Origin of the sequence: Myxococcus sp. AM009, assembly GCF_013372605.1 — a bacterium.
Lineage (GTDB): Bacteria > Myxococcota > Myxococcia > Myxococcales > Myxococcaceae > Myxococcus > Myxococcus vastator.
The window spans coordinates 1-22,287 of the sequence record NZ_JABXEP010000017.1 but is presented as its reverse complement, the minus strand read 5'-3'; the positions used below and the strand labels follow the sequence as shown (position 1 = coordinate 22,287).

16 protein-coding genes are annotated in these 22,287 nt (G+C 66.1%); 11 read left to right on the top strand and 5 right to left on the bottom strand.

The window, feature by feature from the left end:
* The first annotated feature begins 4 nt into the window (after positions 1-4).
* The 4 genes from HV824_RS06745 (at position 5) to larE (ending at position 3,013) form a co-directional block, all read left to right on the top strand.
* Positions 5-646 (top strand): ThiF family adenylyltransferase, encoded by a 642-nt coding sequence (locus tag HV824_RS06745; protein WP_176416190.1) that lies wholly within the window; start codon positions 5-7, stop codon positions 644-646.
* Positions 643-1,056 carry a M67 family metallopeptidase gene (locus tag HV824_RS06740; protein WP_176416191.1) on the top strand — a complete coding sequence of 138 codons (414 nt, stop codon included), beginning with the start codon at positions 643-645 and terminating at the stop codon, positions 1,054-1,056. The genes HV824_RS06745 and HV824_RS06740 overlap by 4 nt, the downstream gene beginning before the upstream one ends.
* A gap of 192 nt (positions 1,057-1,248) precedes the next feature.
* The gene (cysC, locus tag HV824_RS06735; protein WP_176422912.1) at positions 1,249-2,016 is read left to right on the top strand and encodes an adenylyl-sulfate kinase; all 768 of its coding nucleotides are present in this window, start codon (positions 1,249-1,251) and stop codon (positions 2,014-2,016) included.
* A 100-nt stretch (positions 2,017-2,116) separates the two neighbouring features.
* The gene (gene larE, locus HV824_RS06730) at positions 2,117-3,013 is read left to right on the top strand and encodes an ATP-dependent sacrificial sulfur transferase LarE (protein WP_176416193.1); all 897 of its coding nucleotides are present in this window, start codon (positions 2,117-2,119) and stop codon (positions 3,011-3,013) included.
* A gap of 42 nt (positions 3,014-3,055) precedes the next feature.
* Here the strand turns inward: larE and HV824_RS06725 are convergent, their stop codons facing one another.
* A complete protein-coding gene (locus tag HV824_RS06725; RefSeq protein ID WP_368738026.1) occupies positions 3,056-4,846 on the bottom strand; it encodes a hypothetical protein in 1,791 nt (596 codons plus the stop codon).
* A gap of 146 nt (positions 4,847-4,992) precedes the next feature.
* Positions 4,993-5,781 carry an AraC family transcriptional regulator gene (locus HV824_RS06720; RefSeq protein ID WP_176422910.1) on the bottom strand — a complete coding sequence of 263 codons (789 nt, stop codon included), beginning with the start codon at positions 5,779-5,781 and terminating at the stop codon, positions 4,993-4,995.
* 78 nt (positions 5,782-5,859) lie between these two features.
* Between HV824_RS06720 and HV824_RS06715 the strand changes: the two genes are divergently transcribed.
* From HV824_RS06715 to HV824_RS06705, 3 genes are all read left to right on the top strand, one after another.
* Entirely contained in the window at positions 5,860-6,351 is a 492-nt protein-coding gene (locus HV824_RS06715; protein WP_176422909.1) for a DUF1772 domain-containing protein, read from the top strand.
* A 113-nt stretch (positions 6,352-6,464) separates the two neighbouring features.
* Positions 6,465-7,019: a hypothetical protein gene (locus HV824_RS06710; RefSeq protein WP_176416197.1), complete on the top strand. Its 555-nt coding sequence runs from the start codon at positions 6,465-6,467 to the stop codon at positions 7,017-7,019.
* Positions 7,020-7,078: 59 nt separating this feature from the next.
* A complete protein-coding gene (locus tag HV824_RS06705; RefSeq protein ID WP_176416198.1) occupies positions 7,079-7,243 on the top strand; it encodes a ribbon-helix-helix domain-containing protein in 165 nt (54 codons plus the stop codon).
* Positions 7,244-7,270: 27 nt separating this feature from the next.
* Here the strand turns inward: HV824_RS06705 and HV824_RS06700 are convergent, their stop codons facing one another.
* A complete protein-coding gene (locus HV824_RS06700; RefSeq protein WP_176422908.1) occupies positions 7,271-8,116 on the bottom strand; it encodes a tRNA pseudouridine(38-40) synthase TruA in 846 nt (281 codons plus the stop codon).
* A 44-nt stretch (positions 8,117-8,160) separates the two neighbouring features.
* On the opposite strand from HV824_RS06700, the gene HV824_RS06695 reads away from it, so the two are divergent.
* The 3 genes from HV824_RS06695 (at position 8,161) to clpX (ending at position 11,274) form a co-directional block, all read left to right on the top strand.
* Positions 8,161-9,090, top strand: a complete 930-nt coding sequence (locus tag HV824_RS06695; protein WP_176416200.1) for an AgmX/PglI C-terminal domain-containing protein — start codon at positions 8,161-8,163, stop codon at positions 9,088-9,090.
* A gap of 27 nt (positions 9,091-9,117) precedes the next feature.
* Positions 9,118-9,774: a hypothetical protein gene (locus HV824_RS06690; protein WP_176416201.1), complete on the top strand. Its 657-nt coding sequence runs from the start codon at positions 9,118-9,120 to the stop codon at positions 9,772-9,774.
* A 222-nt stretch (positions 9,775-9,996) separates the two neighbouring features.
* Positions 9,997-11,274, top strand: a complete 1,278-nt coding sequence (gene clpX, locus HV824_RS06685; RefSeq protein WP_176416202.1) for an ATP-dependent Clp protease ATP-binding subunit ClpX — start codon at positions 9,997-9,999, stop codon at positions 11,272-11,274.
* A 67-nt stretch (positions 11,275-11,341) separates the two neighbouring features.
* Here the strand turns inward: clpX and HV824_RS06680 are convergent, their stop codons facing one another.
* Positions 11,342-16,639: an ATP-binding sensor histidine kinase gene (locus HV824_RS06680; RefSeq protein WP_176422907.1), complete on the bottom strand. Its 5,298-nt coding sequence runs from the start codon at positions 16,637-16,639 to the stop codon at positions 11,342-11,344.
* Between the two features lie 100 nt (positions 16,640-16,739).
* Here HV824_RS06680 and crtI point away from each other — a divergent pair, with 100 nt between their 5' ends.
* Complete coding sequence (crtI, locus tag HV824_RS06675) at positions 16,740-18,317, top strand: phytoene desaturase family protein (RefSeq protein ID WP_306465560.1); 1,578 nt, start codon at positions 16,740-16,742, stop codon at positions 18,315-18,317.
* 88 nt (positions 18,318-18,405) lie between these two features.
* On the opposite strand, the gene HV824_RS06670 is transcribed toward crtI, so the two are convergent.
* Positions 18,406-21,528, bottom strand: coding sequence for a metallophosphoesterase (locus HV824_RS06670; RefSeq protein ID WP_176422905.1), 3,123 nt, complete (start codon positions 21,526-21,528; stop codon positions 18,406-18,408).
* Positions 21,529-22,287: the final 759 nt, after the last annotated feature.

Genomic DNA, 22,287 nt, shown 5'->3' with positions numbered 1-22,287 from the left:
GGCCGTGGCGCTGCGTGAAGAGCAGATCCTGCGCTACTCCCGGCAGATCCTCCTGCGCGAGGTGGGCGGGCGTGGCCAGGCGTCGCTGCTCGCGGGCTCGGCGCGGTTGGATGGCATTGGCGCGTCGGGGCTGACGGCGGCGGCGTACCTGGCGGGAGGTGGCACGCCGGTGACGGGCGCGGGCTCGCTGACGCTGGGGCCCTGGGCGCCGGGCTTCCTGATGGGGCCTTCCGACGTGGGCCTGCCCGTGACGGAGGCGCTGGCCCGCGAGGTGCCCGCGCTGAACCCGGACGCGGCCTCGGTGGGGCAGGGGGGCGGACTGGTGGCGGAGCTGCCCGCGGCGTGGAGTGGCGAAGCGCCCTGGGTGGCCCTGGGCGGTGATGGCATGCGGGCCGCCGTCGTCTTCCGAAGCGCGGAGGGGTGCCTCTGGTGCTTCGGTGAGACGGTGCGGCACCTGGGCTCGCCCCCGGATGGCGCGCTGGGCGTGGCCGTGGGGGCGCTGGGGGCGCTCGTGTTCCAGCGGCTGCGGCTGGGCCTGGGGCCCGCGTTGGGAGGCCGGTGGCTGGTGGCGCCCGGCACCGTGGAGGAACTGGCGCTGCGCAGGTGCTCACGCTGCGTGGGCCGTGAGGCGCCTGGCGCGCCGTGAGTCGCTGGCCCGGGCACATCCTCACCGAGCTCGGCCGGCACCTGGAGGCCGCGTATCCCCTCGAAGGCTGTGGGGTGATCCTCCGCGCGGAAGGGACAGGGGCCCTGCGCATCCGTCCCTTGCGTAACGCCGCCGGGAACCCGCGGATGGCGTACGCCTTCGCGCCCGAGGAGTGGCTGGCCGTCTGCATCGAAGCGGATGCACGGTCAGAGCGAGTGGTGTGCGTGTTCCACTCGCATGTGGATGCACCGGCGACCTTCTCCCAGGAGGACCTGCTGCGGGCGGCTCCGGACGGGTGTCCGTTGCTCCCCGATGTTTCCTATCTCATCGGATCCATACACCGCGGCTGTGTTCACTACGTGTCGGAGTATGAGTGGCGTGCGGGAAACTTCGTGTCACGGACGCCCTGAAAAGTTCATTGCAGAATCGAAAAAGCCTTGTCTGAGCAGGCACTTGAATGCCCGTCACCCCCACCTGCGGAAAGGTGGGCGCGAATTGTCAAGTGGCCGGGTTTTCGTCTATAACCGCGTCCATCTTCTGGATCTGCGGCGTCCCTACGAGCTTGCAAGAAGTGCTCCGGACGCAGGGAGTAGACGACCCATATGGCCTCCAACACTGGTTTCACCCTCTGGCTGACCGGCATGTCCGGTACCGGGAAGAGCACCACCGCCGCCTACATCGCCGCGCGCTTGCGGCAGGTGGGCCGCAACGTCGAGATCCTCGACGAGGGTGAACTCGGCGAGGCGCTCTGGGCGGGGCTGGGGGATGGCAAGGAGGACCGGACGACCGTCGTGAAGCGGCTGGGCTTCGTGGCGAGCCTGCTGACGCGCAACGGCGTGGCGGCGCTGGTCCCCTGCGTCAGCCCCTACAAGCCGGGCCGCGAGGAGAACCGCCGGACCATTGGCCGCTACGTGGAGGTCTACGTCGACTGCCCGACCGAGAAGCTCATCGAGCGCGACAGCACGGGCCGCTACAAGAAGGCGCTCAACGGGGAGATCCCCAACTTCATCGGCATCACCGAGCCGTACGAGCCGCCCAACTCGCCGGAGGTCACCATCCACTCCGACGTGGAGTCGGTGGAGGACGGCGCGGCGAAGATCTTCCAGTCGCTGCTGGACCTCGGCTACATGACCACCGAGGAGCTGAAGATCATCACCGGCAAGAAGATGAAGGCCAACCCGCTGCCGGCGAAGGGTGAGAAGGCGGAGAAGGCGGAGAAGGGCGGCGCCAAGGCCCGCCGCGCCGAGGAGTCCAAGCCCGCGGCGAAGGCGCCGAAGGCGGACAAGGGCGCCAAGGCCCGTCCGGCCACGCGCGCGGCTCGGGTGGCGAAGCCGGCGGCGAAGAAGGCCTCGAAGCGGAAGGCTCGCTAGGCGGCTGGGCTTCCGGGCCTTGGGTTTCATTCCTGAAGGGCTCCAGGTTGCCGCGCAACGACGCGTGCAATCCGGGGCCCTTTGGTTTTAGGAGAGCTTCATGTTGAGCCCCGAGCGGATCCAGTCCCTGTGTGAGTCCTCGCGCCCCAAGCTGGAGTCGATGCGCGCCGCGCTGCGGGTCCATGGCAGCGCGCTGGTGGCATTCTCTGGCGGCGTGGATTCGACCTTCGTGCTGAAGGTGGCGGTGGAGGAGCTGGGCGACCGGGCGCTCGCGCTCACCGCGCTGTCCGCGTCCGTGGCGCCGGAGGAGGCCGACGAGGCGCGCGCGCTAGCGGAGCGGCTGGGCGCCCGGCACGTGGTGCTGGGCAGCAACGAGCTGGCGAATCCGGAGTACGCGGCCAACCCGACGAACCGCTGCTACTTCTGCAAGACGGAGCTGTATGACATCTGCGAGGCGCAGCGGAAGTCGCTGGGACTGGCCGTGGTGCTGGACGGCTTCAACGCGGACGACTTCAAGGACCACCGGCCCGGCCACAAGGCGGCGCAGGAGCACCGGGTGGTGTCACCGCTGGCGCAGGCGGGGCTGACGAAGGAGGAGATCCGCGCGTGGAGCCAGTCGCTCGGGCTGCCGACGTGGGACAAGCCGCAGATGGCGTGCCTGGCGTCGCGGATTCCGTATGGCACGGCGGTGACGCGGGACCGGTTGCTGCAGATCGCCGCCGCGGAGTCGGAGCTGCGCAAGCTGGGCTTCCGGCAGTTCCGGGTGCGGTACCACCAGGACGTGGCGCGGCTGGAGGTGGCGGCGGAGGAGTACGAGCGCTTCCTCGCGGCGGACGTGCGGCAGCGGATCAACACCGCGTTCCTATCGCTGGGGTTCAAGTTCGTGGCGCTGGATTTGGAGCCGTTCCGCTCTGGCCGGATGAACGACGCGGCGGGGGTGGTGAGGCCGGGGGCCACGGGCAAGCCGGACGGGTTCCCGCTGCCCGTGGTCAGTTGAGCCGCGTCTCGTCGGCGGTGGTCATGCGGCTTGGGGAGCGGCTCACAGCCCGGTGAGGAGGTGGACGCCGCGCTCCCGTGCCAGGGCCTCCCTGGCCTCCGTGGAGACCGCGGTGCCTCTCAGGTCGAGCTCCCTGAGACGCGGCAGCTTGCGCAGCGCTGGCAGGCCGGCGTCGGTGACCTTCGTGCGTGTCAGGTAGAGCGTGCGGAGCGAGCGGGGGAGGTGGCCGAGCGCCTCATCGCCGGTGTGTCCGCCCGCGAGGCTCAGCCAGACGAGCCTTGAGAAGCCCTGGAGCGCATGCTGTCCCTTTACTTCGAGCCAGGTCGCGCCCAGGTCGAGCGTCGTGAGCCGCGCCAGGGTGTGCAGGCTCGCGAGGCCGGAGCCATTGACGAGCGTTCCCGCGACATGGAGTGCCTCCAACTCTGCCAGCCCGGCGAGTTGGCCCAACCCCACGTCTGTCAGGAGCGTGCGTTCAGCTTTCAATGAATGGAGGCCGGGAAAGGCTTGCCGTATGGCTGGCACCCATTCGTCAGTGAACCCTGTCTTGCTCAAGTCCAGATGTCGCAAGCGTGGGCGGGACCCCAGGTTGTTCAGCGCCTCCAGCCCAATCGGCGTGTGGCTGAGCGCGAGCCTCGTCAGTTGGCTGAGGGGCGCGAGTGCCATGAGGGAGTCGTCAGTCAGCGCGAGGCCTGTGAGCCAGAGCGCTTCGAGCGCCACCAAGGTGCTCAACTCTTGAAGTCCCGTGCCCGTTACGGCCGTGCGCGAGAGGTCAAGCTCTCTCAATTCGTTGAGTCCTCGAAGATGGCGCAGCGCTGAGTTGCCCACGAGCGTGTCGTCGAGGTGGAGCGCCTCCAGTCGAGAGCTGCCCGCGAGGTGGCGAAGGCCCGCACCTCGGATTCGCGCCTTGCTGAGAACCAGCGCACGAAGCGCGGGCAGGTTCGCGAGGTGGAGCAACCCAGCGTCCGTCACCTGCGTGCTGCCCAGGTGGAGGGCTTCCAGTTCACGCAGCTCCGCGACGTGCACGAGGCTGGTGTCCGAGGCGGCGGTGCGGGCAAGGCCCAGCCGCCTGAGGGAGGGCATGTCGTTGAGGCCGCGGAGCCCGGCGTCCGTGACTTTCGTGCCGCTGAGGTTGAGCGTGTGCAAATGGGCGCCCGGAAGCAACGCAAGGACGGTGTCGTCCACCGCGGTATCGGAGAGGTCCAGTTCCTCCAGCCCCGGTTGCCTCGCGAGGAATCCAAGTCCCTGGGATGTGACGGCTGTTCCAGCGAGGCCCACTCGACGCAGGGTGGTGTGCTCCGACAGCGATGCAAGGCCTTCGTCCGAGACAGGCGTTTCGTTCAGCCGCAGCACTGCCAGCTGTCGCATTCGTTTGAGAGGAGCCAGCCCCGCGTTGGTGACCCGGGTGGCATCGAGGTGCAGGGCCTCAAGCTGAGTCGCGTGTTCCAGCGAGGCAAGGTGCGCATTTCCGAAGTCCGTGCCAGACAACTGTAGCGCGACGACACCGGAATCCTGGAGCAGGGCCGCGAGCAGCCCGGGTGCTGGGACGCCGACAGCGCCAAAGGACAATTCGGGCACGCGATGCTCGCGCAACACGGCGGCGATCTCGCGAGCCTCCGCTTCGGTACGCACGGGGCGCAATGGTTCTGCGTACCAGTTGCCCATGTCAGGCGGGGTGAAGCCTTCGGGCCCGGGTGGTAACTGCCCGAACTCAACGCTGGTCCCATCCGGCTCCAGGCGGAACAGCGTGAGGAGCGGACCGGGATCCGTCAGCACGACGGGGCGCGAGGAAGGAGAGGGAATGACGAGCGCGGGACGGGTGGCGCAGGCCGTCACGACGAGAATCAGTCCTGCGAGCCATGGAGTTCCCATATGCATAGTGAGAGATCAATCCCTCCAAGCGATCAGGTCAATGTGTATCCTGTATGTGTGGCGGTGCCATGTGGGCGTGCGAACGGGGGCCCACCTTGCACCTGGTTGCCTCAGCGCTGGTCGCGGCGGATGACGGCCGGAGTCAGTCCGGTGAGCCGGCGGAACACCGTGGTGAAGTGGCTCTGCGAGCTGAAGCCAACCGCGAGCGCGATGTCCCCCAACGGCAGCGACGAGTTGCTCAACAAGTCGCGCGCCCGCTCCACGCGGCGTTGCTGCACCCACGCGTGCGGCGTCATGCCGGTGGACTGGCGGAAGGCGCGGGTGAAATGAAAGACGCTCAGCCCGGAGCGCTGGGCGAGCTCACCCACGCGGATGGGCTCAGCAAGGTGCGCGTCCGCGTAGAGCTGCACACGGCGGAGCGCGGCGGGGGAGAGCCCGCCTCGCTGGCGTGCCGCCCGTGAGGTCCCCGGCTCCTGGAGCAGTCTGGCCACCCGCGCCGCGTGCCGGTCCTGGATGGCCCGCGCCGCTTTCAGGAACCCCGCGATGATCCGCAGGTGCTCCTCCGGCAGCGCCGCCATGAGCTGGTGTCCGTCCGCCTGCAGCGGCCCCCAGAGGGTGTCGATCCACTCCCGAGCATGCGCGGTGAGCACCAGCCGCTGGCCACCACCGGCCGCTTCCCGCTGGACGTAGCCCGCCAGTTCCAACCGCGCCACGTCGGCTTCTCGGGCGACGGCGTCCAGGGGCGTTGGGCCCCCGAAATGAAGCTGCGCCAGGCACCCAAGATCCGCGCGCCCGAGCGCCAGGACCTTCCCGACGGTGGCATCGAACTGCGCGGATGCATCCTGGAACTGCACGACGTCCGAGCCAATCTGTTCGAGCAGGGCGGGGTGAGGGCTCATCGGGAACTCCGCAGGAAGGCGAAAAACGACGCAAGGGCACGAAAGACGCTCGCATGCCCAGGACCGCATCCTGGCGGCATGATCAACCTGAAGCCCACCATCGCGGCAACCGTCCTGTGGCTCTTCGTCATCGTCCTGGGCATCGCCTTCGGCGCGGGCCTCTATGAGCACCGCGTCTCGTTGCCCCGATGGCTCGACACCCTGGGTGGACACTGGTCCGCGGACGCCGCGCGGCAGGACGACGTGGGCCTTCGCTTCTGGGCCTTCGTCACCACGGGGCCGCTGACGCTGCTCACCCTGGCGAGCCTCTACTTCGCATCCCAGGCCACCGGCCCGCTGCGCGTCTGGTGGCTCGGAGCCGCGTTGGCGGCGCTGGCCGACCGGCTCCTGACCTTCTCGTATTTCATCCCCACGATGGTGCGGTTGCTGCAATCGCCCGACAACGCCGCCGCCGTGGAGACCGCGATGACCTGGGCCCGGATGAACCACTTGCGCCATGCGCTCAGCGCGGGGGCCTGGCTCTCCGCGCTCCAGGCGCTGTCATGGCTCCGGTGGAAGGGCGGCGCGTAGGCACACCATTCGGTTCCGGGTGATGTCCCACGCCCGGACGCGCCACGACAGGGCAGGGGACCCTGGACGGACGCATCCCAAGCCCGGACCCTGTTAGAACCGAGAGCCGCGCCATGGCCCGCGAACACTCCCCATCCCCCCAAACGGCTCTCCGCCTGATCAGCACCTGCGCCGTGCTCCTGCCCGTAGCCGCCAGCGCCGCGGAATACGTGGACGCGCCGTACGCGGATCGCCGCGCCTACTCGCTGATCCTCGGCCCCGGCGCCTCCTATACAGAGTCCATTGATCGCTCAGAGTCCGACGCCGAGAAGGGCGGGGACGCGCACCTGGACCTCGGGGCCAGCCGCACCGTGGGCTACGACGGGGACGAGGTCTTCGTGGTGATCCGCGGCAGCCTGCGCGGCCCGGATCTCTCGGTGGCCGGAGGCTTCCGGAACTTCTACGGCGATGGGTCCTGGCAGACCTTCTATGATCTGGGCCTGCTGATCAGGCCGTTTTCTGGGCCGTGGCTGGGGCCTCGCGTAGCGTTGGGCATGCGACACACCTTCTCCGAGCGGCTCGCGGTGTTCGGGGGACTCGGGCTTTCGCTCGGGTTTGGCGCGGGCCTGCGCGGAGACGCCGAAGCCTTCACCGGGGTTCAGTGGATCTTCCCGGTCGGATCGAAGTGAATTTCTTGCGATCAGACCGACCTGTGAGAATGTGTGTGCATCTGTAGGAGGTCGCGCACATGGAAATGAATCCCCGCCTTACTTCAGTGGTCTTCCGGCTCAACCGCGAGAAGCTCGACGCCCTCAAGGATCTGTCGCGCACCACGCGCATCCGTCAGAGCGAGTACCTCCGTGAGGCGATCTCCGATCTGCTCGCGAAGTACGAAGAGCGGCTCGTCGACTGAAGACGGCCGTCCGGGCCCCACCGCGCGTCACCCGAGGTGGAAGGGTGGCTCCAGCGGAAGCCCCGGGGGAAGGAGACGCTCCCCGGCGCTGAAGGGGTCCACACCGGGAGGGTAGCGGACCTCCCAGAGGACCAGGCCGTGCGCGGGCGCCTTGAAGCCCTCCATGGCCCGCCCCGTCTCGAGCGCCGCGAGCCACGCCTCTTCCGGCAGCAGCCCCGCGGCCACCTTCAACGCGCTCCCCATCAAATAGCGGATCTGGTAGCGCGCGAAGCCGTCCCCACGCAGCCGAGCCTCGTAGAGCCCACCGCCCAGCGCATGCAGGGTGGCGGACTCCAGCGTGCGAGGCTTGCGTGGACTGGACTTCTCATGGAACGCGATGAAGTCCCGCGTCCCCTCCGCCGAGCGCAGCAGCGCCCCCAGCCGCTCCGGCGCCACCGCCGTGGCCTGGAACAGCGGCTCCGCGGACACGTCCAGCGCATAGGGCGCCCATTCGGGCGTCACGGCCCCACCCAGTTGGAGCCGGTAGCGGTACTCCTTGCCGCAGGCGCTCCACTGCGCATGGAACGACGTGGGTCGGCGTACCCCACACAAGCCCAGCCCCGGCGGCAACCGGGGCGGGAGCCGTTTCTCCAGGGACTCCGCCGAATCACCCGCTTCCAGCCGGACGCTCACCACCTGCATCCGGGCGTGGACGCCCCGATCCGTCCGCCCTGAAGGCATCAACGTCGCCGGCACCCCCACGGACCGCAGCGCCTCTTCCAGGGCTGACTGGACGGTGGGGCCCTCGGGTTGGCGCTGGAAGCCACGGAAATTTCCGCCGCGATACCAGATCCACAGTGCGACGGGAATTCGCTTGGAGGTGGAGGGGAGCACGCCGTTGCTTGGGTGTGGGGAACCACGGGATACTCGCGCGCGAAATGGCGGCTGGACAAGACCTTGCGGCGGACGTGGACGGACTTTGGCTCTTCAAGCACGGGGACCTCGTCCTGGGGCCTGTCAGTGGGACCCAAATCGTGGAGAAGCTCACCTCGGGTGAGCTGACGCTGGACACCCTGGTGGCGCCCGCCGGAGAGCGGGACTTCCACCCCATGTCGGAGGTGGACGCCTTCCGCGTGCACGTGGCCCGGGCGGAGGCGCGCGCCCGCGTGGACGCCGCCGTCGTGGTGGAGCGCGCGAAGTCCGCGAAGCGCCTGAAGATTCTCGGCGGCGCCGCCGTGGTGGGCGTGGTGGTGCTGGGCATCTTCGGCGTCCAGGTGGCGCGCAATGCCGCGGTCCACGGCTGGTTCGGCGGCGGCGAGGTCCAGACGGACGACTTCGAGATGGGCGAAATCACCATCCGCGTGGCCCAGGCCCGCGTGGATGAGGAGGAGCTCTTCGAATACCCCGGCCATGTCGCCCGCCGTCCGGGCACGGGCGAGCCCGGTGTGAAACCCGCCACCGGCAGCAGCAGCCCTGGCAAGGTGGCCATGGCCTCCACCACCCGGGCGCCGGTGGACCGGAAGCCTCGCCCCGGGGGCAGCGTGAGCACGGACCCGGAGGGCATGGAGATGACGCAGCAGTTCGACCAGTCCGCCATCAACCGGGTGGTGGCCAGCAACAAGTCCACGCTCTTCCGCTGCTTCAAGGAAGAGGCGGCGCGCACCCCGGGCCTCTACGCCAAGGTCCCCATGGAGTTCGTCATCGGGAACGATGGCCGGGTGAGCAAGCTGTGGGTGGACAACCACCAGTTCAAGAAGGGCCCACTCTACGAGTGCATGCTGGCGGAGATGAAGAAGTGGCCGTTCCGCGCCTACGAAGGCGAGCAGGCCACGGTGGGCCTGTCGTTCACCATCGGCAAGCGGGGGTAGGGTCACTTTCTTGCCGCCACCCCGGGCATGCCCGATACCGTGGGCATGTCCGCCGCATCCGTTGCTGAGACCGAAATTGCGAAGAAGGCGCTGAGCGTCCCGCCGGGAACCTTCCGTCACACCGTGCTGACGGCCGCCAAGCGCTTCAAGTCCACCTGGGCCGAGCTGGGAAAGCTCCTGGTCCAGGTCCGGGACGAGGCCAAATTCGAGGAGTGGGGCTACCCCTCCTTCGAGTCCTATTGCCTCAAGGAACTGCACATCAAGAAGCAGACCGCCTTGAAGCTCACCCGCTCGTTCAGCTTCCTGACCAAGCACGAGCCCGAGGAGGAGCTGACCGCACAGGAGTTCCCCCAGCGCGCACCCGCGTTCGAGGTCATCGAAGTCCTCGCGGACGCGGAAGAGCGGGGCCAGTTGTCGCCCACTGAATACAAGTCCCTGCGCGACAGCATCTGGAGCCCGGAGAAGAACCCGGCCGAGCTGAAGAAGGAGTTCGCCGAGCGCTTCCCCCGTCCCCCGCCGGAGCCGCCTCCGGAGAGCGCCCAGGTGCGGAAACTGGCGCAAATGGCCCGCAAGCTCGCGAGCGAGCTGTCGGGGAGCCGTCGGATTCCGAACGCCGTCGCCGAGCGGGCAGCCGCCCTGGCCGAAGACCTCGAGGACATCGCCTCGGGCGTGACGGACGCCTGAGCCGCTGTTACTGAACGCTGACCCGTGGCCGGGGCTGTACGCTCGGCAACGGGCCTGTACCGCCGGGCTTCCTGCCCGAAGGGGAGGGCCCTATAGTGGTTCAGGGCCGCGTGAAGGTGGGCCTGACGGCTGTTCGAGACGTGGGCAGGCCGTGCGGGTAGGGGAGCGGTGGACGGCGAAGGAGGCTCCGGGTGTCCGGAGCCGGCGAACTCGGAGGCGGCAGTGAAGAAGGAGCACCACGTCAACCTGTCTTGTTCGTTCTGCGGCAAGTCGCAGCGCGAGGTCCGCAAGCTCATCGCGGGCCCGACGGTCTACATCTGCGACGAATGCATCAAGCTGTGTAACGACATCATCGCGGACGAGAACGAGCGCGAGGAGGGCAAGCCCCAGGTCAGCTTGCCGACGCCGGCGGAGATCAAGGCGTTCCTCGACGACTACGTCATCGGACAGGACCAGGCGAAGAAGGTCCTCGCGGTGGCGGTGTACAACCACTACAAGCGCATCTATCAAAAGAAGCCGACCTCTCGGCCGCGTCCGGGCGTCAAGGGCCCCACCGGCGAGGAAGTGGAGCTGAGCAAGAGCAACATCCTGCTCATCGGTCCCACGGGGAGTGGCAAGACGCTGCTGGCCCAGTCGCTGGCGCGCTTCCTCAACGTGCCCTTCACCATCGCCGACGCCACCAGCCTCACCGAGGCCGGCTACGTGGGCGAGGACGTGGAGAACATCATCCAGAACCTCCTCCACAACGCCGACTACGACGTGGAGAAGGCCTCGCGCGGCATCGTCTACATCGACGAAATCGACAAGATCGCCCGCAAGGGTGACATGCCCAGCGCCACCCGCGACGTGGGCGGCGAGGGCGTGCAGCAGGCCCTGCTGAAGATCATCGAAGGCACCCGGGCCAACGTCACGCCGCGCGGCGGGAAGAAGTACAACCAGCAGGAGTACGTCCAGGTCGACACGACGAACATCCTGTTCATCTGCGGCGGCGCCTTCCACGGCATCGACGGCGTCATCAAGCGCCGCGTGGGCGAGAAGGGCCTCGGCTTCGGCGCGAAGATCACCCACCGCGAGGAGCGCAGCGTGGGTGAGCTGCTGGCGCTGACCGAGCCGGAAGACCTGATGCGCTTCGGCATGATTCCGGAGTTCATCGGCCGCCTGCCGATGATCGCCACGCTGAACGACCTGAAGGAAGAGGACCTGGTCATCATCCTCGCCCAGCCGAAGAACGCCCTGGTGAAGCAGTACCAGAAGCTCTTCGAGATGGAGAAGGTGAAGCTGACCTTCACGAAGGAGGCGCTGCGCGCCATCGCCCGCGAGGCGATGCGCCGTCACTCCGGAGCGCGCGGCCTTCGCGCCATCCTGGAGGATGCCATGCTGGAGATCATGTACGACGTGCCGTTCCGCGAGGGCGTCAAGGAGTGCAAGATCACCGAGCAGGTCATCACCAAGCACGAGGCGCCCCAGCTCGTCATGGAGAAGGAGAAGAAGACGGCCTAGCGGCGTCTGCCTTCTCCTGGTGTCCCGAGGCCCTGCTTCCCTCACGGAAGGTGGGGCCTTCGCTTTGTCAGGGCGCGGGCAGGGTGATGATGAACTCGGCCCCGGCGCCGGGCGCGCTCTCCACGCGGATGTCGCCCTGGTGCTCCTGGACGATGTCGTGGCACAGCGACAGCCCCAGCCCCGTCCCCACGCCCGCGGGCTTGGTGGTGAAGAAGGGGTGGAAGAGCTTCTCGCGGAGGTCCTCGGGGATGCCCGGCCCGTTGTCGCGGATGCGCAGCTCCACCTTGGCTCCGACGCGGTGGGTGCTCAGGTGCACCTGGGGCGTGAAGCCCGCGCCCGCCTGCTGCTGATGTTGCGCCGCGGCGTAGAACGCGTTGTCGAGGATGTTGGTGAGCAGACGGCTGATGTCGCTGGCCACCAGCTCCACGATGCCCACGGTGGGGTCCAACGTGGTCTCCATCTTCACGCTGGCCCCGCCCGGACGGCTGCGCAGGCCCTGCACGGCCAGGTTCACGCTGTCGCGCACCAGCAGGTTGAGGTCCGACTTGGAGCGGGTGCCCTCTGACTTGCGCGAGTGCCGGAGCATCGTCTTGATGATGTCCGAGGCGCGCTTGCCGTGGCTGTGGATGCGCTGGGCGTTCTGCTTCAAGTCCTGGAGCGTCTCCAGCACGTCCTCGCGGGCCTCGCTGTCGAGCCGGTCCGCCATGCCCTTCAGCGACTCCTCCAGCTCGCCGGCCAGCCGTGAGGACAGGTTCGAGAAGTTGTTCACGAAGTTGAGCGGATTCTGGAGCTCATGGGCGATGCCCGCGGTGAGCGCGCCCAGGGACGCGAGCTTCTCCTGCGCCACCAACTGGCGCTGCATCTCCTGCAGCCGGGTGAGCGTCTCCGCCAGCTCGGCGTTCTTGTGCTGGATTTCGGCCGTGCGCTCCTCCACGCGGCGCTCCAGCGTCCGGCTGTACTCCTCCAGGCTGGCGTAGAGGTCGGCGTTCTCCAGGGAGATGGCCGCCTGGAACGACAGCAGGCGCAGGACCTCCAGCCGCTCCGGGGTGAAGGCGCCTCGCGTGGCGTCGTTCTCCAGGTAGAGCACGCCCGTGAGCGCGCCCTGCTTCAACAGCGGGCTGCACAGCAGGGACTTGGGCTGGGCGCTGCGGACGTAGGGGTCCTCGGAGAAGGGCTCTTCGGCCGAGGCGTCGTGGAGGAGCACCGTCTCTCCGGTGCGCACCACGTAGTGGATGATGGAGGTCGGCAGCGACGCGGAGGCCTCCATGGGGATGGGCGCCTCGAGCACCACGCCATCGCCGTCCACGGAGCCCTCCGCCGCGATGACCAGGCCCTCGGTCCGCTTCAGCAGCAGCAGGCCCCGGCGCGCGCCCGCGTTCTCGATGACCAGCGTCATCAGCTTGCGCAGCAGCTTGCCCAGGACGATTTCGCCGGACAGCGCGCGCGCCGTCTTGATGACGGACGCCAGGTCCAGCGCGGCCAGTGACGTCTCCGTGAGGGCATCCGTGGGCGTGGGCGTCGGGGCGGACGGCAGGAGCCGGGGGTGCTCCCGCTCCAGCCGTGCCGCGACGGCGCGGGCGCCCCAGCGCAGGTAGGCGGCGCGGGCTTCCTCCAGGTAGGTGCGGGCCACGCGCTCGCGGGCCTGCGTCAGGTGGAACCGTGCTGCGGCCTCGCAGGCCACGCCCTCGTCGAGCGACAGGCCGTATTGCCGCGCCAGCCGGATGGCCCGGTCATACGCATCCGCGGCCGAGTCCCCCTGGCCGTCCAGGCGGGCCCGCTCCGCGTCCAGCAGCTCCGCCCGGGCGCCATAGTTCATCGGGGCGATGCGGGCCCAGCCGCGCATGGACTTGCGGATGGCGTCGATGGCCCGCGACGAGCGAAGCCGGTCCAGCGGCCCCAGCGTGGGGTGGACGGCCATGAGCGCCAGGCCCTGGAAGAACTTGTACCAGGGCAGGTAGATCTGCCCGGCGATGAGCTCCACTTGCGTGTCCACCGCCGCGGCGCTCTCCAGCGCGCCGCGCGCGTCGCCCCAGAGCCACCGGCGCAGGGTGCGCAGCACGTCACAGGTGGCGATTCCGTTGCCGTAGTCGAGCTGCCGGTACGGCGCGACCAGCTCCTCCTCGCGGGCCTCCACGTTGCCGGTGAACGCGCCCGTGAGCGAGTCAAGCGTGTGGCGCATGTACTCGGTGAAGAGCACGTTCTTGTGCCGGTGCGTGGCCAGCGTGTCCCGGAACCGGTCCATGCGCGGGCCACCGTCGGCCAGGCCGTCCCGGGCGATGAGGGCGGTGGCGCAGCCCGCGCTGGACGCATAGCCGAAGTACTCGATGTCGCCCGTCTCCTGGCCCTTCTGCGCGGCGGCGAGGAAGTCGTCGACGCAGGCGGACAGCGGCTCCTTCCAGTGCCGGATGAAGAGGTTGAAGACGAAGGTCACCATGGCCCGCAGGCTCTCCGCCTGGAAGCGGTCCAGCGTCTTCAGCGCCAGCCGGCCGTAGCGGAAGCCCTCCTCGGGGTTGCCCAGGTGCACGCTCAGCATCAGCCCATAGCCCACGTAGCCGAACGCGGCCACGCCGGTGGCGCCGTGGCGGATGGTGAGCTGGAGCACGCGGAGCACCACCAGCGGGAAGAGCAGCGGGCGGGCCATGAAGGCCAGCGAGGACAGCTTCACCAGCAGGCGCAGCGTGGCGAGCAGGAGCGGGTCGGTGCACTCGGGGAGGGCCGCCAGGTCCTCGGGCTTGCGCAGGCCCAGGCGCAGCTTCGTCTTCGCCACCGCGGCCAGGACGTGCGGCTGCTTCGGGTTCGCGGGCAGGGGCTGGCCCAGCTTGCGCAACACCTCCAGGCCCAGGTCCACGCCGCGCGAGTGCTCGCCCCGGTGCGCGAGGCATTGGAGGCGGACCTCCTGCACCCGGACCTCCTCCGCGCCATCCACCGCGTGGGCCAGCGCCGCCGCCGCCAGCCGCTCCATCAGGTCGAAGTCCGCGGCGAGGTACGCCGCTTCGGCCGCGTCGACGTGCAGGTCGAAGGTGAGCCGCCGGTCCTTGCGCCAGCCGTCCTCGCCCAGCAGGGACAGGCCCGTGCTCAGCAGGCGCAGGGCCGCGGACCAGGCGCCTCGGGACTTGGCGCTGCGGCCGGCGCGCAGGTCCAGCTCCGCCACGCGGTGGCGCTCCTGCGCGTCGTGGAGCACGGGCAGCGCCAGGTGGAAGTGGCTGACGAGCTCGGGGAGCCCTTCGTCGAGCCGCTCCGGGGGCGTGTGCCGCAGGAGCAGCCGGCCGATGCGGGCGTGGATCTCCGGGTGCACGTCCTCCGGAATCAGCTCCAGCGCGGCCTGCTGCACGCGGTCATGGGTGAACTGATACGTGCCCCCGCTGTCGAGGTCGGCGTCGTCGATGGGCGTCACCAGCCCCGCCTGGAGCACTTCGACGAGCCCCTTCTCGGCCGCCTCATCCGTCCGCTCCAGGACGATGGCCAGGCTGCGCAGGTCGAACGTATGACCCAGCGCCGCGGCCATGGGCAGCAGCGCCTGCGCGGCGGAGCTCAGCTCGCGGATGCGGGAGGTGAGCAGGGCCACCACGCCGTCACTGAAGTCCTGTCCACGCAGCGCGCTGGCATCCCACCGGAAGCCACCGCCGTCCGCGTCGAAGCGCACCAGCCCGCGCTCGTAGAAGGTGCGCAGGAGCTGCACCGCGTGGAACGGATTGCCTTCGGTCAGCGACAGCACCAGGTCGTCGAGCTGCGCGTCGGGTTGGCCCTCGGCGGGAGGGAACACGTCCGCGACCAGCTTCGTCATGTCCTCGGGCGACAACGGCGCCAGGTCGATGCGATGGACCGGCGTGCCGTGGTCCTGCAGCGCGCGGGCAAGGGACTCCAGGGGGTGGTCGGGGCCCAGCGCCTCCGAGCGGCAGCCCGCGACCACGAGCAGGTGCTCGATGTCCCGGTCCGTCAGGAGCAGCCGCAGCAGTTGGAGGCTGGCGCTGTCCGCCCACTGGAGGTCGTCCAGGACGAGGACCAGGGGATGCTCCCGGGTGGAGAGCGCGGCCACCAGCTTGCGCAGGACGAGCTGGAAACGCAGCTCCGACTCCGCGGGCCCCAATTCGGGCACGGGGGGCTGGTCCCCGAGCACCAGCGCCATGCGAGGCACCGCGTCCACCACGAGCCGGCCCATGCCGCCCACGGCTTCGAGGAGGCGGTGTTGCCAGGTCGCCAGCTCCTGCTCCTGTCCGCCCAGGAGTCCGCGGGCCACTTCGCGGAAGGATTCGAAGATGCCGCTGTAGGGCGTGTCGCGGATGAGCTGGTCGTACTTGCCGCGGGCGAAGTGGCCCTGGCGCTCCGCGACGGGGCGCTTGAGCATCCCGGTGAGGGCCGACTTGCCCATGCCCGCCGCGCCGGAGACGAGGACGAAGGCGGAGCGGCCCGAGGCGGCGCGCTCGAAGGCGTCGCGCAGGGCGGCCTGCTGGGGCTCGCGGCCGTAGAGCTTCTCGGGGACGGCGAAGCGCTCGGGGACGTCCTTGGCGCCCAGCATGAAGGCGGGGACGGGGCCCGGGCCCTCCAGGGCGCTCAGGCAGCGCTGGAGGTCCGCCACGAGCCCGTAGGCGCTCTGGTAGCGGTCCTCGGGGGACTTGGCGAGCAGCTTGAGCGCGATGTCGGACAGGGGCTGGGGGAGCTCGGGTTCGACGCTGACGGGCGGCGGCGGGGGCAGGGCGACGTGGGCGTGGATGAGGCCCAGCGCGTCCGTGTCCGCGAAGGGGCGGCGCCCGGTGAGCAGCTCGTAGAGCACCACGCCCATGGAATAGAAGTCCGCCCGCGAGTCGACGCTGCGGTGGGTGCGTCCGGTGCCCTCGGGGGAGAGGTACTCGAGGGTGCCTTCGAGGCGCTCGGGGGCGAGCGGCGCGACCTCGGCGCGAGGCCTGCGCGTGGCGAGGGTGAAGCTGGTGAGCTTCACGGACTCGCCATCCGAGCCCACGAGGATGCTGCTGGGGTTCAGGTCCCGGTGGAGGATGCCCTGCTCGTGGATGGCGCCCAGGGCGCGCGCCAACGACAGCGCGATGCGGCATGCGGCGCGTGGCTCCACGCGGCCATGGGACAGGCGTTGGGCCAGCGTCGCGTCACCAAAGCCCTCCAGGACGAGCACGGGGGCGCCGTCTCGCGCCTCGGCCCAGGCCAGGGGTTGGAGGACGCCGTCGAGGTTCAGGGCGTTCGTCAGCTCCCACTCGTGGCGAAGCCGCGTGGTGGCGGAGGGGCTCCGCGCCGCGTCGGGGACCTTGAGGATGACCGAGGCGCCGTCTTCCTCGCGTGTCGCGCGCAAGAGCTGGAAGGCGCCCGCGGTGGTGACGTCTCTGCTGCTGATGCGGTAGCCGGGTACATCCGTCATTGCTTCACCCGTGCGCGCAGGAGCGCACTCCCCGTTGAGGCGAGGGAGGGTAGCCCTGGCACTGGGGGCTCGCAACCGAGCGCGGGTGCCGTCGGCGCGGATGTCTGGCCGCAGGCCGGAGTGGAGCGGGCCTCGCGGGTGTGCGATGGATCGCGTCACCGTGCTGAGACCCTCTGGGATGGCTGGCCTGGCTGCACGAAGCGGCGGACGACGCGCGCTCGTCATTGGGAGTGGTTTCGGTGGATTGGCCGCGGCCATCCGGCTGGCGGCCCGTGGGTGGCGCGTCACGGTGCTGGAGCGGAGAGATGGACCGGGCGGGCGAGCGAACGCCTTCCAGCAGGACGGCTTCACGTTCGATGCGGGCCCCACGGTGATTACGTGTCCGCACCTGCTGGAGGAGCTGTGGGCGCTGGCGGGGCAACGCATGGCGGACCACGTGGAGCTGCGGCCCGTGGCGCCGCTGTACCGGATGCGGTTCCCGGACGGCTCCACGTTCGACTACCACACGGACCGCGACGCGATGCGCGAGTCCGTGCGGCGGCTGTCTCCGCGGGATGAGGCGGGCTTCCTGGCGCTGTGCGCCCGCGTGGAGCGGATGTACGAGGCGGGCATTGGCACGCTGATGAGCACGCCGGTGCCGGACGTGCTGAGCCTGGCGCCGTTCACCCCCGCGCTGGTGCGAGACGAGGCGTTCCGGTCGATGTTCGGGCTGGTGTCGAAGCACATCCGGGACGCGCGGCTCCAGCAGGCGTTGAGCTTCCATCCGCTGCTGATTGGCGGCAGTCCGTTCGCGACCGCGAGCGCGGTGTACACGTCGATTCAATTCGTGGAGCGGCGCTGGGGGGCGTTCTTCCCGGTGGGCGGCACGGGGGCGCTGGTCCGTGGATTGGTGGCCCTGCTGGAGTCCCTGGGCGGCGAGGTTCGTTACGGCAGTGAGGTGACGGAGATTGCGTTGGAAGGACGGAAGGCGACGGGGGTGAGGCTCGGGGACGGCTCGGGGCTGGCGGCGGACGTGGTGGTGTCGAACGCGGACGCGGCGTGGACGTACCGGTACCTGCTGCCGGGGCATGTCCGGAAGCATTGGACGGATGAGCGCATCAACCGGGCGCGGTACTCGATGAGCGTGTTCCTCTGGTACTTCGGGACGCGGCGTCAGTACCCGGAGGTCGCGCACCACACGCTGCTGTTCGGCAAGGACTTCCGGGGGATGTTTTCAGGGCTGGAGGGGCCTGGGACGCCGTCGGCGGACCCGTTGCTGTATCTGCACAGGCCCACGGCGACGGACGCGGCGCTGGCTCCGGCGGGGCATGATGCCTTCTACGTGCTGGCGCCGGTGCCACACCTGGGGGCGGGCTCGGAGTGGAAGCAAAGGGCGGAGGCATTCCGACGTGAGCTGGAGGAGCGCCTGTCGCGGACCGTGTTGCCGGGGCTGGGGGAGGCGTTGGCGACGTCGCGAATGGCAACGCCGGAGTACTTCCGTGACGAGCTGCGGTCATTCCGTGGGGCCGCGTTCAGCTTCGCGCCCACGTTGATGCAGACCACGTTCCTCCGGGCACAGGCCCGGAGTGAGGACGTGGACCGCCTCTACATGGTTGGAGCGGGCACGCACCCGGGAGCGGGACTCCCCGCGGTGCTGTGCTCCGCCAAGATCGTCGACACCGTGATTCCCCTGGAATAGCGGATTTTTCACGAGACACGGAACGCGGTGATGCATTGGTTATATCTCAGCAGGAGCTTGTTCTGATGAGTGGACTTTATGCCAAGTACTATCTGAGAGGGGATTTCTTTACAGACAGCGCCCTGAAGTCGATGTCGAGCTTTTGACAGAGTCTTTGTTTAATTCTCATGTCAAGTGGATACATATACATTCTATTGTAGACGGAGACTCGAATCATATTTCTCGAGAAGATGTCGCTCTTTGTGTCCCGGAGGAGAGTCTCAATCTTCCTTTCAGGTATGTGGTCGAAGTGGTCGAGGCGGACACAGAGATCGATTAGTGCAATTGAGAGCTCATTTGATTCCTGGAGAACGTCATCGAACGTCCGCTCCAGTTTATCGAGTCCAACAGACCGAGAGATTCGCCTTAGTATGGAAAGGGCGAAAGTTTCACAAACCATATAGACAAGTCTCTTGGCCTTTTCGATGCTTTTTTCGTCCCTAGAGGCGGACGGTCGACGCTCGTTTGAGGGTGTTTCTTTTTCGCCTTGCGACTGAATGAAATCGGCGAACTCGGAGATCGTCGACTCTATGTTGGTTTCCAATATGTCGAAGATTGATTTTAATGTCCTTAGTCCTAAAAGATAGCATTCTTTTGCGATTTCATGCTTTATTTCCCCTTGCAGAGAGCCCGGGGATGTTTTGAGAATTTGGCCAAGTATCTGCATTGTTTTGAATGCGACGTTGAGTCCGATTAAAATATCCAACCCCTCCTTGTCTTCTGATGTTGTCTCTGTTCGGGTGGTGTCTTCTGCCGCTATGCTGGGGTCTGCAGGCTGTAGTTGGTCTTGCATCTTGTCGATTTCGCTATAGAACTCCTCGCGGTTGGCGCGTTCGGAACGATCTGGAAGTGCAAGAGAAATGGAAACTGCATTTAGATTGCGCAGGAAGCCTGAGTTGCCACCAAATTTGAACGGTTGGGCACTCTGAAAAATTGAACGCGAATGTGTGAGCACTGCATCAATGATCTGTGGGTCGCGCGACAGGTAACTGAGAAATATCAGGACGTTTGCTTCCTCTTCCTTATGGATGCGATCTACTAGCGAAGTCAATTCCACTCTGATTTTGGCTGGATTGTTTCGGAGATGGCGTGCAATGAAGTAGTAGTAAGCGTATTTGTACTTGAACTCTATTTCGCTTCCTCTTTGATGAAGGACGCCTGAGTCGATTAGCGCACTGACCATACCCTCAAATGGAATGTTCAGGCGATAGCGATTACAGTAGTCACTGTGTAGTCGCTGGGCTTCTCCGTAGGTGAGTAGCCGTTCGTTTGTGGAGTGCATGTGGAATGCGAGATCTGCTAAGTATGTGTATTTTGTATCAAGATCGATGCTTCTGTTTGTCTCGGAAAGAGAGCGTGTAATTAAGACTTCGTAAAAATAGCCATACGAGGCCGATGTTGTTGCTAGTGGCGTTTCTGCCTCGATCTGCTGTAGGAGCACAAGAAGGAAGAGGGGGTATGCTGGAATGAGGCTTTGTCCAAGCACCGTGGATATTATGGATTCGGCGCGCCGGACTTGATTGGCAATGGTCTCCTCTGACACTTCGCTTTCTCTGCTCAGTTGAAACCATTTCTCAATGAGCCGCGAGCGGAGGAGAAATCCGAACTCAAGAATTTCGTAGTGTCTAAAGTCGACTAGGAAACTAGGGGAGTCGTCGGCATGAGTCGCATCTTCTAGTCGAATCGAATCATTTCCTGTTACTATGACTGATCCATGGGTATTTTTAAGTGCTTCAATAAGATCGCGACGGCCTTTCTTGTTGAGGTTGATTTGGTGGAAGTCATCGACGATGGCGATTCTTTTTTGTTTGTCCTGCGAGGCGAATGATTCAAAACTGGCAAAGGTGTACTGCTCCGACAATGCGTTTTCGATGAGGGTTCTTGTGTTCTTGGTTGTCTGTGGCGATATTTGCGTGCCACTGTAGTAGACGGGGATGGCTCCCTTGGCATAGAGTTGCTGATAGACTGTTTTAGCCAGGGCTGTCCGTCCAGCCTTTTCGGAGCCGAAGATCAAGATGTTTGATCCGCTCAGGGCTGTTTCTGCGATCTCGGTCAGCGTTCGCGTGTGTAGTACTATGTCTTGCTTTGAGTTTACTGGTTTGTATTCACGCATGTTAGGGGAAATGAAGATGTCGTTGAGTGTTATTTTTTCCTTGTATGGATGTGTGAAGTTTGCGCCCGGGTCCCGCAGGAAGTCGGCGAAATCTTTTGTTGCAGAGAAGCCAGGGGCAGGGGGGGGCAGCCCACTTGCGAGTTGTGTCCATGTGTCGGCGGTATTGCGTGCGCGATAGTTTTCGTCATCGATTTCGAAATGGAATACCTTGCGCGTGCGCGATGTGAGATCGATGATGATGTAATTGAATGAGCTGGATTTGAGTTCGTGATCTTGAAGGACGCCGCCTTCGATGTAATCAGATGAGCCCCCAGTGTCGCGGGTGACGGCGTACTGCCCTGTCTCGTGTTCGTGGCCCGTTAAGATGAGGTCAGAAGTGCCTTCGAGCTTTTGGCGAATCTCCCTGGAGTTGTCGGCCCGGAACCAACTAAAGGGGTGGTGAATTAATGTGCAAATTAGAGCGGGGCGTTGTCTGGGGATGTTGAGTATGTGGGGCGGGAATAGCAGGTCTCCTTGTTTTTCTTTCTTTTGCGAAAGCCAGGTCGAGTTGCAACTACGGAGCATTATCTTTGTTTCGGCGACGGTGAAGGTTGTTGTGAATGCGAGGTCGGATATTGTGGTGGAGAGCTTTTTCGTTGTGATTTTGTTGTGGAATTTTCGAAAATCCTCTTGAACGCTCAATTGAGAATCAATGACCTCTTGCTGAGGAAGGATGGTCTCTTTTCCAAGAGTGTCTTTGATTAAGATGTCGCGGATCGCTGTTGATGGGGTGTCGAAATTGCAGTCGTGGTTTCCTGGCGTGAGTGTGATTTCAATTTCGATTGATTTGAATCTGCTCTTGAGTTCGGCGCGAAGTTGGTTGAGAAATGATTCGGCCATCTCGTATTCGCTCTGCTTTCCTGCGTAGGCTATGTCGCCGGTCACGGCAATGACAAGAAATGAAATTGTTTCGTAGGCAATGGATGTGCTGTTTGCGATTTTTCGCGCTCTTTGTTCGATTGGGTTGGTTCGGCCGGAACGAAAATGAATATCGCTTAGGTGCAGGATTCCGATTTTCATAGTTTGTATCTTTGGGGCTGTCGGCGGTGATGGGATGTTTGGATGGGTGAATTCTGGGAGCCGTGCTGTTCGGTGCTTGCGAACTGTAACTTCATGTGATGGTGCGGAAACAAGCCCCTTGCGGCGTTGTGCTGATGTTGTTGTGGTAGGTGGTTCGAGCGGGTCGTGGCTGACTCCGGAGGCTTCGCGAGAGCGGTCTTTGTTAATGTGGCTGTGGTGCTCCGTGGCAACTTTAGGGCTTGCTCAGAAACTACTTGGCCGATTTCTGCGCCTGGAACGCCTGGAAGCCGATTTCCCGGGCGTGGTGTTGCCGCGCACGTTGGTTGATGCTCGGGTGAACCGTCTGGTTGATGGCCTCGGAACTCCGGTTCCCCAGTCGCGTCAATGCCTTGGCCGCCCCCGGCGGTGCTCTTCGGGCAGCCCTGACTCGACCGGAGAACCGTGTCCCTTCGGCGAGCGTGCGTGAGCGTGCCGCAGGGGGCCAGTAGACTGGGGGCAGGCGTGGAGCGCTGGTGCCTGCGTTGAGGGTCACCCGGACGCGCGGAATTCTGGGCATGGACGGCCCGGCATTCGCGACAGGGGCTGGGTGAGTCAGTTCCCGGACGGCGGTGCATCCGCTGCGGCCAGCGCCTGCTGGTAGTTCCAGGGCATCCACTCGCCCGGGGCTTGCGCCACCGCCTCCGGGTGGCGGAGCAGCGCCACCAGGTAGTCGAAGGGGTTGCCCTCGCATAGCTCGACGGTGTGGATGAGGCTCATGAA

Bases quoted from the DNA above. Each gene is read 5' to 3' on its own strand.
- cysC (WP_176422912.1), top strand. From the start codon at position 1,249: ATGGCCTCCAACACTGGTTTCACCCTCTGGCTGACCGGCATGTCCGGT.
- larE (WP_176416193.1), top strand. From the start codon at position 2,117: ATGTTGAGCCCCGAGCGGATCCAGTCCCTGTGTGAGTCCTCGCGCCCC.
- HV824_RS06720 (WP_176422910.1), bottom strand. From the start codon at position 5,781: ATGAGCCCTCACCCCGCCCTGCTCGAACAGATTGGCTCGGACGTCGTG.
- HV824_RS06715 (WP_176422909.1), top strand. From the start codon at position 5,860: ATGATCAACCTGAAGCCCACCATCGCGGCAACCGTCCTGTGGCTCTTC.
- HV824_RS06710 (WP_176416197.1), top strand. From the start codon at position 6,465: ATGGCCCGCGAACACTCCCCATCCCCCCAAACGGCTCTCCGCCTGATC.
- HV824_RS06705 (WP_176416198.1), top strand. From the start codon at position 7,079: ATGGAAATGAATCCCCGCCTTACTTCAGTGGTCTTCCGGCTCAACCGC.
- HV824_RS06695 (WP_176416200.1), top strand. From the start codon at position 8,161: ATGGCGGCTGGACAAGACCTTGCGGCGGACGTGGACGGACTTTGGCTC.
- HV824_RS06690 (WP_176416201.1), top strand. From the start codon at position 9,118: ATGCCCGATACCGTGGGCATGTCCGCCGCATCCGTTGCTGAGACCGAA.
- HV824_RS06680 (WP_176422907.1), bottom strand. From the start codon at position 16,639: ATGACGGATGTACCCGGCTACCGCATCAGCAGCAGAGACGTCACCACC.
- crtI (WP_306465560.1), top strand. From the start codon at position 16,740: ATGTCTGGCCGCAGGCCGGAGTGGAGCGGGCCTCGCGGGTGTGCGATG.
- HV824_RS06670 (WP_176422905.1), bottom strand. From the start codon at position 21,528: ATGAAAATCGGAATCCTGCACCTAAGCGATATTCATTTTCGTTCCGGC.